The organism is Streptomyces sp. AA4 (assembly GCF_000158875.1).
In the GTDB taxonomy this organism is placed as follows: domain Bacteria; phylum Actinomycetota; class Actinomycetes; order Mycobacteriales; family Pseudonocardiaceae; genus Amycolatopsis.
Map to the genome: position 1 here is coordinate 129502 of NZ_GG657746.1, position 14816 is coordinate 144317.

General features: G+C 68.7%; 12 protein-coding genes and 3 tRNA genes. 8 read left to right on the forward strand and 7 right to left on the reverse strand.

The window, feature by feature from the left end; genetic code table 11:
• The first annotated feature begins 139 nt into the window (after positions 1-139).
• The gene (locus SSMG_RS00585; protein WP_037716365.1) at positions 140-1498 is read left to right on the forward strand and encodes an MFS transporter; all 1359 of its coding nucleotides are present in this window, start codon (positions 140-142) and stop codon (positions 1496-1498) included.
• A 354-nt stretch (positions 1499-1852) separates the two neighbouring features.
• Here the strand turns inward: SSMG_RS00585 and SSMG_RS42200 are convergent, their stop codons facing one another.
• From SSMG_RS42200 to SSMG_RS00605, 4 genes are all read right to left on the reverse strand, one after another.
• Positions 1853-2362 carry a hypothetical protein gene (locus SSMG_RS42200; protein ID WP_158687975.1) on the reverse strand — a complete coding sequence of 170 codons (510 nt, stop codon included), beginning with the start codon at positions 2360-2362 and terminating at the stop codon, positions 1853-1855.
• Positions 2363-2367: 5 nt separating this feature from the next.
• Positions 2368-2913 (reverse strand): SigE family RNA polymerase sigma factor, encoded by a 546-nt coding sequence (locus SSMG_RS00595; protein WP_009071769.1) that lies wholly within the window; start codon positions 2911-2913, stop codon positions 2368-2370.
• Between the two features lie 7 nt (positions 2914-2920).
• Positions 2921-3220: a hypothetical protein gene (locus SSMG_RS00600; protein WP_009071772.1), complete on the reverse strand. Its 300-nt coding sequence runs from the start codon at positions 3218-3220 to the stop codon at positions 2921-2923.
• Between the two features lie 162 nt (positions 3221-3382).
• A complete protein-coding gene (locus tag SSMG_RS00605; RefSeq protein ID WP_037712122.1) occupies positions 3383-4591 on the reverse strand; it encodes an Ig-like domain-containing protein in 1209 nt (402 codons plus the stop codon).
• A gap of 457 nt (positions 4592-5048) precedes the next feature.
• Between SSMG_RS00605 and SSMG_RS00610 the strand changes: the two genes are divergently transcribed.
• Entirely contained in the window at positions 5049-5252 is a 204-nt protein-coding gene (locus tag SSMG_RS00610; protein WP_003097368.1) for a cold-shock protein, read from the forward strand.
• A 647-nt stretch (positions 5253-5899) separates the two neighbouring features.
• On the opposite strand, the gene SSMG_RS00615 is transcribed toward SSMG_RS00610, so the two are convergent.
• On the reverse strand, positions 5900-6322 hold the full coding sequence (locus SSMG_RS00615; protein WP_037712127.1) for a hypothetical protein: 423 nt from the start codon (positions 6320-6322) through the stop codon (positions 5900-5902).
• Between the two features lie 451 nt (positions 6323-6773).
• Between SSMG_RS00615 and SSMG_RS00620 the strand changes: the two genes are divergently transcribed.
• The 5 genes from SSMG_RS00620 (at position 6774) to SSMG_RS00640 (ending at position 9748) form a co-directional block, all read left to right on the forward strand.
• Positions 6774-7025 carry a hypothetical protein gene (locus SSMG_RS00620; protein ID WP_009071784.1) on the forward strand — a complete coding sequence of 84 codons (252 nt, stop codon included), beginning with the start codon at positions 6774-6776 and terminating at the stop codon, positions 7023-7025.
• 276 nt (positions 7026-7301) lie between these two features.
• A tRNA-Glu gene (locus SSMG_RS00625) sits at positions 7302-7374 on the forward strand.
• A gap of 14 nt (positions 7375-7388) precedes the next feature.
• Positions 7389-7462 (forward strand) — tRNA-Asp (locus SSMG_RS00630).
• Between the two features lie 31 nt (positions 7463-7493).
• Positions 7494-7567, forward strand: a tRNA-Phe gene (locus SSMG_RS00635).
• A 441-nt stretch (positions 7568-8008) separates the two neighbouring features.
• A complete protein-coding gene (locus tag SSMG_RS00640; protein ID WP_199785737.1) occupies positions 8009-9748 on the forward strand; it encodes a glycoside hydrolase family 9 protein in 1740 nt (579 codons plus the stop codon).
• A 532-nt stretch (positions 9749-10280) separates the two neighbouring features.
• On the opposite strand, the gene SSMG_RS00645 is transcribed toward SSMG_RS00640, so the two are convergent.
• Complete coding sequence (locus SSMG_RS00645; RefSeq protein ID WP_009071788.1) at positions 10281-11114, reverse strand: hypothetical protein; 834 nt, start codon at positions 11112-11114, stop codon at positions 10281-10283.
• Positions 11115-11267: 153 nt separating this feature from the next.
• Here SSMG_RS00645 and SSMG_RS00650 point away from each other — a divergent pair, with 153 nt between their 5' ends.
• Positions 11268-12068 carry an arylamine N-acetyltransferase gene (locus SSMG_RS00650; protein ID WP_037712130.1) on the forward strand — a complete coding sequence of 267 codons (801 nt, stop codon included), beginning with the start codon at positions 11268-11270 and terminating at the stop codon, positions 12066-12068.
• On the opposite strand, the gene SSMG_RS00655 is transcribed toward SSMG_RS00650, so the two are convergent.
• Positions 12062-14767 (reverse strand): EAL domain-containing protein, encoded by a 2706-nt coding sequence (locus SSMG_RS00655; protein WP_009071793.1) that lies wholly within the window; start codon positions 14765-14767, stop codon positions 12062-12064. The two genes, SSMG_RS00650 and SSMG_RS00655, sit on opposite strands and share 7 nt — an antisense overlap.
• Positions 14768-14816: the final 49 nt, after the last annotated feature.

The following is a 14816-nucleotide window of genomic DNA, read 5'->3' on the forward strand; positions in this document are numbered from 1 at the left end:
TCAGCGCAGGGTAGTCGGAAAATTCCGCACGGTAGAAATTTCGCGACTCATCCTGCCAGCACGGTTCAACGGGGCAAGACTGGGGAAATGTGCTCCAACGGATGGACCGGGACGCGTGCAGGAGGAGGTCACCGCCGGGATGAGTGAGCCAAAGACGGGGAAACCCGAGGTCGATCAGAGAACAGTCAAACGCGCGGTGATCGCGTCCGCGATGGGTAACGCGACCGAGTGGTACGACTACGGCGTATTCACCTCGGGCGCGATCGCGACGAGTATCGGGACCCTGTTCTTCCCCGGCGAGGGCAACGCGGTGCTGAAATCGCTCGCCCTGCTGGCCGTCGGCTTCATCGTGCGACCGTTCGGCGGAGCGTTCTTCGGCCCGTTGGGAGACAAGCTCGGCAGGCAGAAGGTCCTCGCGCTCACCATCCTGCTGATGTCCGGCTGCACCTTCCTGGTCGGCGTGCTGCCGACGTACGCGGGCGGGTACAGCATGGGCATCGCGGCCCCGATCGCGATCTTGCTGCTGCGGCTCATCCAGGGTTTCTCGACCGGTGGCGAGTACGGCGGCGCGGCGACGTTCATCGCCGAATACGCTCCGACCAAACGGCGCGGGTTCTTCGGTTCGTTCCTGGAGATGGGCACGCTGGCCGGCTACGTGCTCGGCAACGCGGTCGTGCTGATCACCTACCTGTCGCTGTCGACCGAGCAGTTCAACTCGTGGGGCTGGCGGATCCCGTTCTTCATCGCGCTCCCGATCGGCGCGATCGGGCTCTACCTGCGGTCGAAGCTCGAGGACACGCCGGAGTTCCGCCGGCTCGAGGCGGCGGGCGAGAAGGCGAAGAAGGCTCCGCTCAAGGAGACCATCCAGCGCAACTGGCGGATGATCCTCAACCTGATCGGCATCGTGCTGCTGCTGAACATCGCCGACTACATGCTGCTCACGACGATGCCGACGTACTTCACCAACACCCTGCACATCGGCGACACCGAGTCGAGCCTGATCGTCATCGGCGTGGAAATTGTGCAGTTCTCGCTGCTGATCCCGCTCGGCGCGCTGTCCGACCGGATCGGCCGGAAACCCCTGCTGCTCACCGCGGCGATCGGGTTCATCGTGCTGAGCTGGCCCAGCATCAAGCTGATGCAGAGCGGCAGCCTGCTGTGGCTGATCGTCGGCTTCCTGGTCGTGGCGATCCTGCTGGCGCTGATGCTGGCGGTCATCGGCTCGACGTTCCCGGCGATGTTCCCGACGCGCGTGCGCTACGGCTCGTTCGCCATCGGCTACAACATCTCCACGTCGCTGTTCGGCGGCACCTGCGGCGTGATCGTCACGGCGTTGATCGACGGCACCGGCAACGCGGACTGGCCGGCGTACTACCTGATCATCGCGGCCCTCATCGCGCTCGTCCCGATCATCAAGATCCCGGAGACGGCCCGGGTGCCGATCGAGCAGATCGACACCGCGGACACCGGCGGCAAGCTCGCCGGGGCCAGCAAGTGAGCCGCTGAGCCGGTACGAAAAAACCGCCCTCCGTCCATTAAGGACAGAGGGCGGTTTTTCGTGCGAAGTCAGCTGTTCTGCGTCGCCTCGACCGCCTGCGGAGCGAAGCGCTTGCGGGCCCAGGCTGCCAGGCCACCGGCGACCACGACGGCAACAACGGTTTCGATCATCAGTGCAACGAGCACCATGGTGCTTCCTCCTCAGGTTCTCGGGCCGGCCAATGCCGTGCCGGCTGAGCGACTGGTTCGACGACCGCTCCGGCCGCCACTGAGAACATCGCCCCGAAAGCCCGGGATATTTCGTCGAAAACCCACTGAATCCGGTGACCTCCGCCACTCTTGCCGCGAATGCGTTTCAGCCGGAGGTCGAGCTGGGTAACGAGGTGCTTCCCGCAGGTGAACGCAGGGACGCGGGGGCCTGTTCGGTCGTGGTCGGATGCGCCCGCGGCGGCTGCGGCGCCCGGGACGTGCCCGCCCGCGGACCGGTCGGTTCCGTCGGCGGTTCCTTGCCCGGCGAGCCGGGGCTCACCTTCGGACCGGGCGTCGGGACCTGTGCCGGACCCGGGGAAACCCGCATCGGCGCGACCGGACTGGACGGGGCGGGCGAGACGGTGGCGAGTCCCGGCCCGGCAGGCATGACCGGCGGCTGCTCGGCCCCGCGGCTGCCGACCGCGAGACCGGCCACCACGAGCACCGCGACCGTCGCCGCGGAACTGCCCGCGACCGCCCAGCGCTTGCGCGCGCGCCGGACCGCGGCCCCGCGCACGATGACGTCCGCCGCGTCGAGTTGCATCGGCGGGCCGTCCGGCGTCCGCGCGAACAAGGCGCGCACGTCTTCGGTGTTCTCGAAATCATCGGAGACCATCTCGTTCACCTCCCTCCAGGGACGGGCAATGCCTCGAAATGCGGGCCCAGCCGGGCCCGCAGGGTGGCCAGACCGCGCGCGGCCTGGCTTTTCACCGTTCCGGTCCGGCAGCCGAGCGCCGCGGCGGTCTCCTCGACGGACAGGTCCTCGAAGTACCGCAGCACCAGCACCGCGCGCTGGCGCGGGGCCAGTGCGGCGAGTGCCTGCTGGATCAGCTGGTCGTGCTCGGTCTCGGCGGCCGGAGCCGGGACGTCGGGCGGTGCGTCGGTGAGCCGCTCCCGTTTCCAGCGGCTGCGGCGGTTTTCCGCGAGGAAAGTGCGCAGCACGATTTTGCGCGCGTAAGCGTCGAGCGCGTCGTGCCGGGCCAGCCGCGGCCACGCGAGGTACAGCTTGAGCAGCGCCGCCTGCGCGAGATCTTCGGCCCGGTGCCAGTCCCCGCAAAGCAGGTAGGCGGTGGACCGCAGGCTGTGCGCGCGCTCGCCGAAGTACCGGGCGAACTCACCGTCCCACGGTGAGCTCGGCCTGGACGCCGGACGGGAGCGGGAGGGCACCGGGCGATCAGCCCCAGACCGAGGGCAGGTGCAGGTCGCCGGTCGGGCCCGCGGGCACCGCGGTCGGGACGCGCTTGGACTTCGCCGGCTGACCCGGCGCGGCGACCTTCGGCGCGGTCGTCGCGCGCTGCGCCGGTGCCGGGGCGGCGGTGGGAACGCCGGGCGCGGCGGTCGGGGCGGCGGTCTGCTGCGGGGCCGGCTGGGAGACCGACGGCGGGGCGTCCGCGGCGAAAGCGACCGCGCCGCCGGTCAGCGCGCCTCCGGCGAGCAGCAGCGAACCGATGGCGAGAGCGAAGCGAACACGCACGAGTTTCCTCCTGGTTCAGGCGAGCGCCGGGCGGCACTCCTCTGCTCTAGTCATGCGGTCGGTCCGCGCCGGGGTTGCATCGAATTTTTCCGCCCCGGACAGCCGAACGGCCGGGAGCGTTCGAAGCTCCCGGCCGTCCGGTCGACGCTGATGCGGCTGTGCTCAGGCGGCCAGCGCCGACAGCTTGGTCCACGACGCCCAGTCGTAGGTCCAGTCGCTGTAGTCGCCGTCCTTCGCGCTCAGCTGCTGGGTGCTGCCGGAGATCTCCACCGGGTCGCCGGGAAGGACGCTGTCGTAGTAGATCTTCGCGTTCGCCGGAGACAGGTTGAGGCAGCCGTGCGAGATGTTCTTCTTGCCCTGCGCCCAGATCGACCCCGCGAGACCGTGGATGAACTCGCCGTTGTTGGAGATCCGGACCGCCCACGGCACGTTCACGTCGGTGTAGTTGTAGCGCGGGTTGCTCATCGAGTACGTCGCGTGCTTCGACATCACCACGTGCGTGCCGCTGTGCGTGACCCGGCCCGGGTCGGAGTCGAGGCCGTAGCTCACCGGGAAGTCCATGACCTGCTGGCCGTCGCGGATGACCTGCATGGTGTGTTCCTGGGTGTTGCCCTTGACGATCTGCGAGCGGCCGATGGTGAAGCTCGCGGAGACGTCCTGCTTGCCGTAGACGCCGTCGCCCATCGGAACGCCGTAGATGTTGGCCGAGACGACGACCTTCGTGTTCGGCTTGAAGTACTCCTTCGGCCGCCAGTGCACCGAAGTGTCGCCGTTGAGCCACGCCCACGCGCCCTCGGTTTTCGGCGTGGTCTCCACCGACAGCGCGCGCTCGACGGCGGCCTTGTCCTTGACCGCGCTCGGGAACGTGAGCGCGATCGGCATCGCGATGCCGTAGGTCTGGCCGTCGCCGACGTTCAGGCTGCCCTGCATCTGCCTGCGCGGTTTGACCGTGGAGAACGAGCCGCTGATCTGGACCTGCTTGCCGTCCTCGCCGGTGGCCTGTCCGGACCAGGTGTAGGTCTTGCCGTAGCCGAGGTCCTCGGTGCTGCTCCAGCTCTTCTTGTCCGGAGACTGCTGCCCCTGCACCTGTTTGCCGTCGGCGTTGGTGAGCGTGACGGCCCCGAGGATGCCGCCCGCGACGGTCACCTTCGCCGGTGCGCCCGGCGCCACGTCGCCCGCCCCGGACGCCGGCGTGAGCGTCACGGCCGCCGGTTTCACGGGCGTGGCGGGAGCCTCGGTCGGCCCTCCGCCCGCGGTTCCGCCCGCGTTCACGCTCGACCCGCCGCTGCTGCACGCCCCGAGCGTGAGCGCGGCGACCAAGCCCAGCACCGCGACGCCGGCCCGGCGGCGTGCGAAGTGTCGGATAGTCACACCGATCCCCAATCTCCCCTTGGTACCCCGAACACCCAGACGTCCCGAGCGCCCTTCACGTTCACCGGAAACAGGGTGACCAGCATCACACTGCACCGAGTGACCATCACGGAAGCGGCTCGACCGACCGCGCACTGTGCATCCCCGAAGTGCGCTGGGCGTCCTGGACCAGAGTAGCCAGGGGTCCGACTTCGGTGCGTAGGCGGCGATACGACGTTCCGGTGATGCGCGCACGACGGAACCGATCCTTGCGATCAACGGGGTTCAGATTTGGTGAGATCCCGGTAGGCTGCTGACCAGGCCGTCGTTTTGCGTGTTCGTGGCTTCACACTCGCGGAACTTCTGACGCGAGCCGTGGGGCCGAAAAGCTCTTCGCTCGTCTCGTTGGAACCGCCCGGGACGGCCTGGGTGCCGCTTCGGTGGCATTCGAAGCGGATCTGTTACGAGGAGTACAGCGGTGGCGCAAGGCACTGTGAAGTGGTTCAACGCGGAGAAGGGCTTCGGCTTCATCGCGCAGGACGGCGGCGAAGGCGACGTTTTCGTGCACTACTCGGAGATCGAGGGACGCGGCTTCCGCACCCTCGAGGAGAACCAGCGAGTGGAGTTCGAGGTCGGCCAGGGGCAGAAGGGCCCGCAGGCCCAGAAGGTCCGCGCGATCTGAGTCAGGCCCGCGCGTTTTCTCAGGCCTGAATGAAGGGCCCCGACGGGATTTCCCGTCGGGGCCTTTTTTCATTGCGGGTTCCGTTGTGGGGAATGGTTGGAGCGACGGTTACCGCGGGTTGCTCCGGGGTCATGCTCGAGCGGGTGCGGCCTCGCTTGGCCGGGTGTCGCGGGAAGTTGGCCGAAGGCCAGCACGTACGGGCGACGCCGGATCGGTTGATTGCCCGACTGTGTGTGGGTGTGCGGGAGTCGACCCGTTCGGGTGGTGCTGGTCGGGGTTGGGCCGGTAGCTCGGGTTCGGCGGGCCGTGCTGGCGGCCGGAGTGGCTGACGAGGTGGAGTCAGCAGGATCGGTCGGCGTCGCGGGGTGCTCTGGCGCGGGCTTTCGGGCGGCGATCACGGTTCTCGGCGCTCATGACCCGACCCAACCTGATCCAGCCCGCGCCGCGTCGCCGCCGCCCGGGGCCGGATCGCGCCACGACTGGCTTCCGGCCCGGCGTTCTCACCCCTCTGCCCGCCTGCCCCGAATCATCAGCCGCGCCGTCGTCGGCGGGATCCTGGAGCGTGTCCCGCCCACTGGGACCCGGACAAGGGAAAACCCCCGGCCGTCGGGGGAAGCCGGGGGTTTTCGTTCGGGGGGGGGCGGGGATCAGCGTCCGACGAGGGGCTGCTGGTCGAACGCGTCCGCCGGGAAGTGGAACTCGTCGGTCATCGCGTCGGAGTGGCGGCGCTCCTGGGCGGAGGCGGCCTGGCCCTCCCACGAGAGGCGCTCCAGGATCCATTCCTGCGCCAGGGCCTGCGGGGTCAGGTTCCGGGCGAGGGCGATGTCCTTGAGCTGCTGGCTCGCGATGAGGTTCATGCGCAGCTGGTAGACCTGCGCGTCGCCGAAGCGGCTGCCGGTTCCGGTGCTCTCCGGGTCGGAGTCCGGGGCGAGCGCGGCGAGGTAGCTGGTGAGCTCCTTGTCCTCGACGACTTCGTCGCCGGCGGCCTTGGCGGCATTGCGATGCCGCCCGCTCGAGACGGCTTTGAGATTCGTGCGGCTGCTGAGGCGGCCGAGGGAGGGAAGAGGCACGCGGACACGATAACGGTTGGGTCTCGACAAGGAAACCACTGTGAGCCACGACACACGCATTTCCGTGCCCGGCAAGCCTAATTCGATCACCTGTTCAGCCCACTCGGCAAACACATTTCGCGACTGTCTGTCGATCAGCGGTACCGAGAGTAGATCCGCAGGTCAGTGCCGGTGTGCGGAAATGGAGAGACCCCCGCGCCAGGGGGAGGAACGCGGGGGTCGGAGGGGATCTCCACAGGCGCTGACCGGGGGTGTGTCAGCAACACCGATTGTTGCACGAGTTCCGGGGATCGGCGAGGGGAAGCCGCGAGAAATCGTTCTGCGCGATCTTGGAATGCGTTACCAGGGAAGTTTCGGAGAGTGGTCGCAGGTTCACTCTCCGGGGGGCTGCCGGGGTTGCTCGCCGCTGGTTAGCCTCGCGGCCAGTTGTTGCGAACCGCGCGGAGGGGCCATGAGCGGATCGGTCGAAGTTCGTCAGTTCCTCCTTCGGTACGAAGGTGCCGACGGGGGAAGCACGTCACTGTCCGGCGGAGTGCCGGCGCAGCGCGGGTCGTCGGAAGGGCAACGGGTCTCCGACGACCAGGTCCGCCGGGCACGCCTGGCCGTCGCGGCCGGTGCGCTCGACGCGGAGGACTGCGTGCAGTTGCTGGAGATGCTCGGGCTGAGTCCGGGCGACGACGGTCAGGCACCCGTGCAGCGCTGATCCGGCGGCACCTCCGCTGCGTCTTGACGGCCGGGCGAGACCCTGTCCGGCGTAGAGTGGCGTGGCGCACACCGATCGCTCGGCCCGGCTTCTGGCGGGGCGATCGGCGGGAGGCGGCGCGGTCGAGTCGTCGGCGCGGACGTTGTCGCAGGTCGAAGGCTTGCCGATCGCTTAAGGAACCCCCGGTGCACGGCCCCCGGAACGTGCCCTATGCTTGTAATCGCTCCCAGGGGAACACCTGAGAGCGCGGTCGGTCGGTCCACCGAAACCGATCGGGCTCCCATCGTTCAGTGGCCTAGGACTCCGCCCTTTCAAGGCGGCAACGCGGGTTCGAATCCCGTTGGGAGTACGCAGTACCAGTAAGGCCCTGTGGCGCAGTTGGTTAGCGCGTCGCCCTGTCACGGCGAAGGTCGCGGGTTCGAGTCCCGTCAGGGTCGCAAGATCGTTCGGCTCCTAGCCGGCGTTCCCGGCCAGGTAGCTCAGTTGGTACGAGCGTCCGCCTGAAAAGCGGAAGGTCGCCGGTTCGACCCCGGCCCTGGCCACAGCCATCTACCTGCGAAACAGCCCCCACCCAGACCGGGTGGGGGCTGTTTCGTGTCTCGGCCGTCTCAGCTTCCGTCTCAGTCCGACGTCGTTCGGGTGGGTGCTGGTGTCGCTCCGGCCAAGGGGTTTGCGCTCGGCGGGAGCTGCCTGAGCAGTGAACTGAAAGCGGAAGGTCATCCCGGCCCTGGCCGCAGCCAATTTCAGTGACGCAGCCCCGGTCCCCGGCGGATGGGGCTTTTCGTCGTCGCGGCGGAGTCACCGCTGCGGCGCGTCACTGTCGAGCGCGGTGCTGCCATTCGGAAGCAGTCTTGCCAAACCTCAAGATCGCTCCCTAGCCTCGATACCATCTCAAAGGTCTGGACCACTGGAGGTCGAGCATGCCGGGAGAGATGGGGCGCCGCGGGTTTCTTGCCGGGTCGGCGGCGGTGGGGGTGGGGGCGATGGCTCCGTTCGGAGCCGAGGCGGAGGCCGTCGAGGGGCGGTCCGGGGTGGCGGTTTACGCGAACAACGTCGGTTACGCGCCCGGCGCGCCCAAGCGGGCGGTGCTCGCGGTCGAGTCGCCGCGGGCGGTTCCGAGGTTCACCGTCGTGGACGTCGCCACCGGGAAGGTTGTCTTCACCGGCACCCCGCGGGCGGCGGCGCAGGTTCCGGGCTGGGACGATCGGCATTACTGGACCGCGGACTTCTCTGCCCTGACGACCGAGGGAGAGTACGTCCTGCTCGCCGCCGACGGGCGGTCTCAGCCGTTTCGCGTCGAGCAGCTGGTGCTGGAGCGCTACACGCTCTCCCACGTCGTGCACTACTTCAAGGGCACCCGCAGCTCGGACCGGTTCGATCGCCAGGACCGGCAAGCTCCGATCGGCCCCAAGGGCACGCAGGTCATGGACGCGCACGGCGGCTGGTACGACGCGACCGGCGACTTCGGCAAGCATTTCACGCAGCTGTCGGACCGCAGCTACTTCAACACCCTCCAAATCCCGCTGACCGCCTGGGTGCTGGCGAAGGCGTACCAGCGGCTCACCGCGCGCGGCGACACCAACTTCACCCAGCTGCGGACCTGGCTGGCCGACGAAGCGCTGTTCGGCGCCGATTACCTGCGCCGAGTGAAGCTTGACGGCGGCACGTTCGTGACGTCGGTCATCCAGCCCGGGCCGCCGAAGGACCCGAAGCTGCGGTACGTCCTGGCGAACGGTGACGGCGAACCCGTCCAGGTGAACTACCGCGAAGGCGGCGGGGTCGCGATCGCGGCGCTGGCCGCCGCGACCACGCTGGACGCGTCGGGCGACTATTCGCCCGAGGAGTATCTGGCGACCGCCGAAGCCGCGTTCGATTTTCTCGAGCAGCACAACGTCGAGATGACCAATGACGGCAAGGAAAACATCCAGGACGACTACGGCGCGTTGCTGGCGGCGGTCGAGTTGTACCAGGTGACCAAGAAACCAGTATACCGCGAGGCGGCGGACCGTCGGGCGCGAAATCTGTTGCAGCGCTTGGTTTCCTGGAAGTCTTACCGCGATTACTGGCGCGCGGACGACGGCGACCGGCCTTACTTTCATCCCTCGGACGCCGGTCTGCCGGTGCTCAGTCTGCTCGCCTACGCCGAGATCGCTGACGAGGCAACGGTTTCCGCGGTGCTGCAGGTCGTGCGCCGGTCGCTGGAGTTCGAACTCGCGGTGACCGCCGAGGTGCCTAACCCGTTTGGGTATGCGCGGAATCTGGTGCAAGATGGGGAGGGCAAGAGGTATAGCTCGTTTTTCTTCCCGCACAACGTCACGCCGCGCGCGAAAGACCAGTGGTGGCAGGGCGAGAACGCCCGGATCGCGTCGCTGGCGACCGCCGCTCGCCTTGCCGCGCAACGGTTTCCCGGCGAGTTCGCGACGCGCCTGCGGTCGTACGCGGCTGACCAGCTGAACTGGATCTGCGGAACCAACCCGTACGGCGTGTGCATGCTGGACGGCAGCGGCCACGGCAACCCGCAGTACAGCTGGCTCGGCTCGTGGCAGTTCCTGCCGACGGCGGGCGGGATCGTCAACGGCATCACCGGCTTGAACGAGGACGGCAGCGGCATCACATGGGACCGGGGCTACGTGGTGACCGGAAAGGACGACGACTGGCGGTGGGATGAACAGTGGCTGCCCCACTCCACGTGGTACCTGTACGCGGTCGCGGTGGGTGATTGACGCGGGGCTGCTGGCTGCATTGGTGGCGGGATTCCTGAGGAGGTTTCCCTTGGATCTCGTCACGAACGGTTAGGTCCGCGGCGCGTGGACTTACTCGGGATGGCCGTCGGAGGAGTAGGTGCGTCTGCCCGCGAGCCCGCGGTCGGTACGACTCGGATGGCGCTGGCTGGGCGATGACGGACTTTCGCAGGAGTGTGCGTGGCATCCGCGGGCGAGGGAGCCTGGCCGGTGCGCAGACATGGGTTGCGTCGCGCAGGGAAGCAGCGATCGTCGGTTCAGCGGTCATGGAATCGACCGGCCCTGGGGCGAACTGAATCGTGCCGGTCGCCGCAGGCTCGCGGCCGTTGATTCAGCGGGTTACGGGGGCCGGCATTCGTACCGTGGCTGTCACGGCTTCACCGGCCCGCCGAGCCGATCTGCCCGGCACAAGCCTGCGCTCGCCTTGCCGTGAGCGGAAGGCAGAAGCGGGGCGCAGAACCAGACCGTGCCCGGCACGAACTGAATCGTGCCGGGCACGGGCGAAGCAGCAAACCTAGATCAACGGCCCACGGAACTTAGCCGTCCCCGGAACCAGTTGCACAGTCCCAAGTCCGCCGTGCGCGTTCGCGTACGCCAGTTCCCGCGAAAGGTCTCCAACACCATTCGTGCCTGGCTGCGGCAGCAGGTTCAGCGTGCTCAGCACCCCGAGCGCATTGCCGTCGCGGTCGAGGAAGCCGCTGCCGGAGTCGCCGGGGATGCCGGGGGTCACGGTGAACACCGTGTGGCTCCAGCCGCCGCCGGTGTCGCCCAGGCTGGCGCCCTGTTTGGGGGACAGCTGGGTGATTCCGCCGCGCAGTTCGGAGTTTCCGTAGCTGAGGACGGTGGCGAGTTGCGTCGTTCCGGTGGTGTTCACGCCGGTCGGCCCGCCCCAGAACGGCAGGCTCGGGTTCACTGTGGACACGTCCGAGGGATCGATTTTCACCAGCGCCAGGTCGTTGTACTGGCAGGTGTTCGCGTCCGCTTCGTGGCGGGACTGCATGGTCAGCCACGAGTTGTAGACGAGCGTTCCCGGCTTGCTCGCCCCGGCGATCTCGACCGGGGTGCCGAGCGGGAGCGAACCGGCGGAGCAGCCGTTCGTTTCGGTCGAACCGCCGGTGCCGGAGCAGTGCGCGGCCTGTCCGAGGAACACGTCGGTTCCGTTGCTGTACACGAAGTTCGAGGTGCATTGCGCCCCGTTGGTGCGCGTCTGCACCCCGGGGTGCACGGCGGCAGTGTCCGCGGGGGCCCAGGCGGGGGTCGCGGCCCAGGCGGTCGCGGGAAGCAATGCGGCGGCGGTGGCCAGTGCCGTCACCGCACTGGCCCTGGCCAGTGGTCGAGGGGTCTTCATCGGGCTCCCTTCGAAAAGCCAGCACCACTCGAACGTGTGCTACTGACTGGTAGGCATCGCGGGGTACATCACACCAGAGAGTGGTGCCAGTCACAACCGTCGTGACCCTGGGTGACTTGACCTTGAGCAAGCTGGAGGTTGCAGACTGTCCGCATGGCTGGGGAATGGAACATCGAGGCAGTAGACGTCGACGCTTACCTCGCGCGCATCGGACAGCGCCGGGAGGAACCGTCCGCGGCGGCGCTCGAGCGGTTGGCGCGGGCGCACGTCGAGACGATCCCGTTCGAGAACGTCGACGTGGTCATCGGCCGGCATCGCGGGATCGAGCTGGATGTCGTCAGCGAGAAGCTCGTCGGGCGGCACCGGGGCGGCTATTGCTACGAGCAGGCCGGGCTGTTCGCGGCCGTCGCCGAGCAGCTGGGTTACGAGGTGCAGCGCACGGTCGCGCGGGTGCAGCCGCGGAAGAGCGGGCCGTACACGCACATGACGCTCGTGATTACCGTTGCGGGGCAACAGTTTCTCGTGGACGTCGGGTTCGGGGCCGGGATCCTGCTGCCGATGCCGTTGATCGACGGGGCCGAGGTCGACCAGGCCGGGTGGACGCACCGGATGAAGCTGCGCGACGGCTGGTGGGTGCTGCAGAAACAGGACGGCGACGGCTGGGAAGACCTGCACGAGTTGCTGCCCGTGGTGCACAGCCGCCCGATCGATTACCAGGTGTTCCACCACTACACGTCCACGCATCCGAAGTCGCCGTTCACCGGGCGGCTCGTGGTGATGCGGCTCGAGCCGGGACGGCTCCGGCGGCTGCTCGGGCGCGAGTATCAGGAAAGCCACCCGGACGGCACGGTCGAGAAGCGCACGATCGAACCGGTCGATCTCGGCAAGACGCTGGAGGATCTCGACGTCGTGCTGACTGAGGACGAGCTGGCGGCGCTGCTCGAGACTTACTGAAACAGCTCCGCGGCAGCCAGCGGCCGGCCCAGGTGGTAGCCCTGGGCCTGGTCGCAGCCGAGTTCCCGCAGCAGCGCCAGTTCTTCGGCGGTCTCGACGCCTTCCGCGACCACGGTCAGATCCACCGCGTGCGCCATCGCGATGATGCTCGTGACGATCGCGGCCGCGTCGCGCGAGTCGGCGATTCCGGTGATGAAGGAGCGGTCGATCTTGAGCGTGTCCAAGGTCAGCCGACGCAGCTGCGCCAGGGAAGAATAGCCGGTGCCGAAGTCGTCGATCGCCAGCAGAACACCGAGAGAACGCAAGGCGGACAACACTTCCGCGGCTGCCGAGGTGTCGCGCATGAGCGCGCTTTCGGTGACTTCCAGCGTCAGCGAGCCGGGCGGAAGGCCGGTGGTGGCGAGTGCGTCGCGGACCGCGGGCACCAGATGCGGGTCGTCCAGCTGCCGCACGGAGAGGTTGACCTTCAAACTCAGGTCGAGGCCTCGGCCGGTGCGCAGGGCGGCCAGTTCGCGGGTGGTGTCGCGCAGGACGTACTTGCCCAGCACGTTGATCAGTTCGCTTTCCTCGGCCAGGGGGATGAATTCCGCGGGCGAGATCGCGCCGTGTTTCGGGTGGGTCCAGCGCAGCAGCGCCTCGACGCCGACCATTTCCCCGGTGCGCAGGTCGACCACCGGCTGGTAAGCCGGCCATAGCTGTCCACTGTGGACAGCGTCGCGGAGGTCCTGCTCCATCCGCAGCCGGCGCTGCATGCGTTCCCGCAGGGCGACGTCGAAGAACTCGAACCGGCCGCGGCCGCGGGATTTCGCTTGGTACATCGCGACATCCGCGTCGCGCAGCAAGTCCTCGGCGGTGCGGCGGTCGTCCGGTTCGACGAGGACGATGCCCATGCTCGCGTCGAGATGCAGCTGTCTGCCGTGCACGGATACCGGTTCCGACAGCACCGACCGCAGGTGCGCGGCGAACACGCCGACCTGGGCCGGGCCGGTCGTCGCGGACGTGACGACCACGAACTCGTCGCCGCCCAGCCTGCCGACGACGTCGTCGGGGCCAGTGGCCCGGCGCAGGCGTTCGCCGGCGATGCGCAGGACCTGGTCGCCGACCGGATGCCCGAGGGAATCGTTGATGAGCTTGAACTTGTCCAGGTCGAGGAACAGCACGGCGGCGGACTCGGCCCCGTCGCGGCGGTCGAGCCGGTCCAGCACCAGGGTGCGGTTGGCGAGCCGGGTCAGCGGGTCGTGGGTGGCCTCGTGGGCCAGCCGGGCGCTGATCGCGCGCCGTTCGGTGATGTCGGTGAAGGACGTGACCACCGAGACGCCGTTCGGGTCGTCCGAATCGAGCAGCCGTGAGGTCAGCGACACCCACACGTCGCGGCCGTCGGGGCGGCGCAGGCGCACGACCAGTCCGTTGTGCGTGACCCCGGTGCGGCGCGTGTGCATGGACGGCAGCTCGTCGTCCGGGATCCGGTTGCCGTCCTCGTCGAACAGCACGAGCGTGGTGCACGACACGCCGAGCAGCTCCGGCTCGGGGACGCCGAGGATGCGGCAGGCGGACGGGTTCGCGGACTGGATCAGTCCGGTCGGCCCGATCACGAGCACGCCCTCGTCGAGCGCCGCGACGACCGTCGCGTAGTGCTGTTCGACGCGCCGACGCGCGGTTTCGTCGGTGCAGACCAGGAGGAACCCGTCGACGGTTTCGGTCGCGGACACCCGGACCTGCCGCGGCGAACCGTCCCGGCCGCGGTGGGTTTGCTGGGCGACGCCGTCGCGGATCGACGCCGGGTCCGGGTCGATGCCGAGGACCTCGTGCACCCGCCTGCCGAGCGCCTCCGGGGCCGGCCAGCCGTAAACGGTCTCGGCGGCCGGGTTCCATCCGGTGACGATGCCCTCGCCGGTGATCGTGACGATGGCGTCGCTGACGTGCGTGACCAGCGCTTCCTGCGCGCGGACGGCGGCTGCGGCGGCGTGTTTGACAGTGCTGTCGCGGATCACGACCTGGAACGACGGCGGGTTCGAGTCGCTCGTGCGCACCGACACGGTTTCCGCCACGAATTTGCTCCCGTCCAACCGTTTCAGCACCGCTTCGCGGGGTTCCGCGCTGGGATCCTCCAGCAGCTGCGTGGATTCCGCGGCCACGAAGTCCGCGAACTCGCGGCTGACGACCTCGTGCGCCGCCCGTGCCCCGAACAGGTCGAGCGCGGCCTGGTTGGCGTAGGTGACGACGCCGCCCGAGTACACGCAGATCGCGTCCGGGCTTTGCTCCATCAGCAGCTGGTAGCGGTCGGACAGCTCGGCGAGCTCGGACTTTTCCGGCGCGGCTTCCGCGACCGCCGAGGCGACGCCGAGCAGGCCGGTCGTGTGGTCTCGCTCGCCGACGGTCCGCGCGCGCAGGCGGATGCGGCGCGGCGTGCCGTCGGGGCCGTCCTGCGGCTGTTCGAGTTCGAAATCGCGGCCGGGCGGGGTGCGGCGGAGGTTCGCGGTGAGCGGGCGGAGCAGCTCGGTGAGCCGGTCGCACAGCTCCTTGCCGGTCGCGCCGGGGAGGCCGAGCACCGCGTCGAGGCCGGGCAGCCAGGTGAGGGTCGCCGGTTCGGAGGCGTGCAGGGAGAACAGGACCCCCGCGCCGGCGTCCGGCCGCAGGCCCGCGAGCTGGGCGCGCCGGGTGATCCCACCCGGTTCGCCGGCCAGGGCGTCAGCCTCCATGGTGCTTCCGATCCCCCTTGTCGGCGTATGGCCCGTCGATTACACCACC

Bases quoted from the DNA above. Each gene is read 5' to 3' on its own strand.
- SSMG_RS00585 (WP_037716365.1), top strand. From the start codon at position 140: ATGAGTGAGCCAAAGACGGGGAAACCCGAGGTCGATCAGAGAACAGTC.
- SSMG_RS42200 (WP_158687975.1), bottom strand. From the start codon at position 2,362: ATGGTCTCCGATGATTTCGAGAACACCGAAGACGTGCGCGCCTTGTTC.
- SSMG_RS00620 (WP_009071784.1), top strand. From the start codon at position 6,774: ATGAGCGGATCGGTCGAAGTTCGTCAGTTCCTCCTTCGGTACGAAGGT.
- SSMG_RS00640 (WP_199785737.1), top strand. From the start codon at position 8,009: ATGGCTCCGTTCGGAGCCGAGGCGGAGGCCGTCGAGGGGCGGTCCGGG.
- SSMG_RS00645 (WP_009071788.1), bottom strand. From the start codon at position 11,114: ATGAAGACCCCTCGACCACTGGCCAGGGCCAGTGCGGTGACGGCACTG.
- SSMG_RS00650 (WP_037712130.1), top strand. From the start codon at position 11,268: ATGGCTGGGGAATGGAACATCGAGGCAGTAGACGTCGACGCTTACCTC.
- SSMG_RS00655 (WP_009071793.1), bottom strand. From the start codon at position 14,767: ATGGAGGCTGACGCCCTGGCCGGCGAACCGGGTGGGATCACCCGGCGC.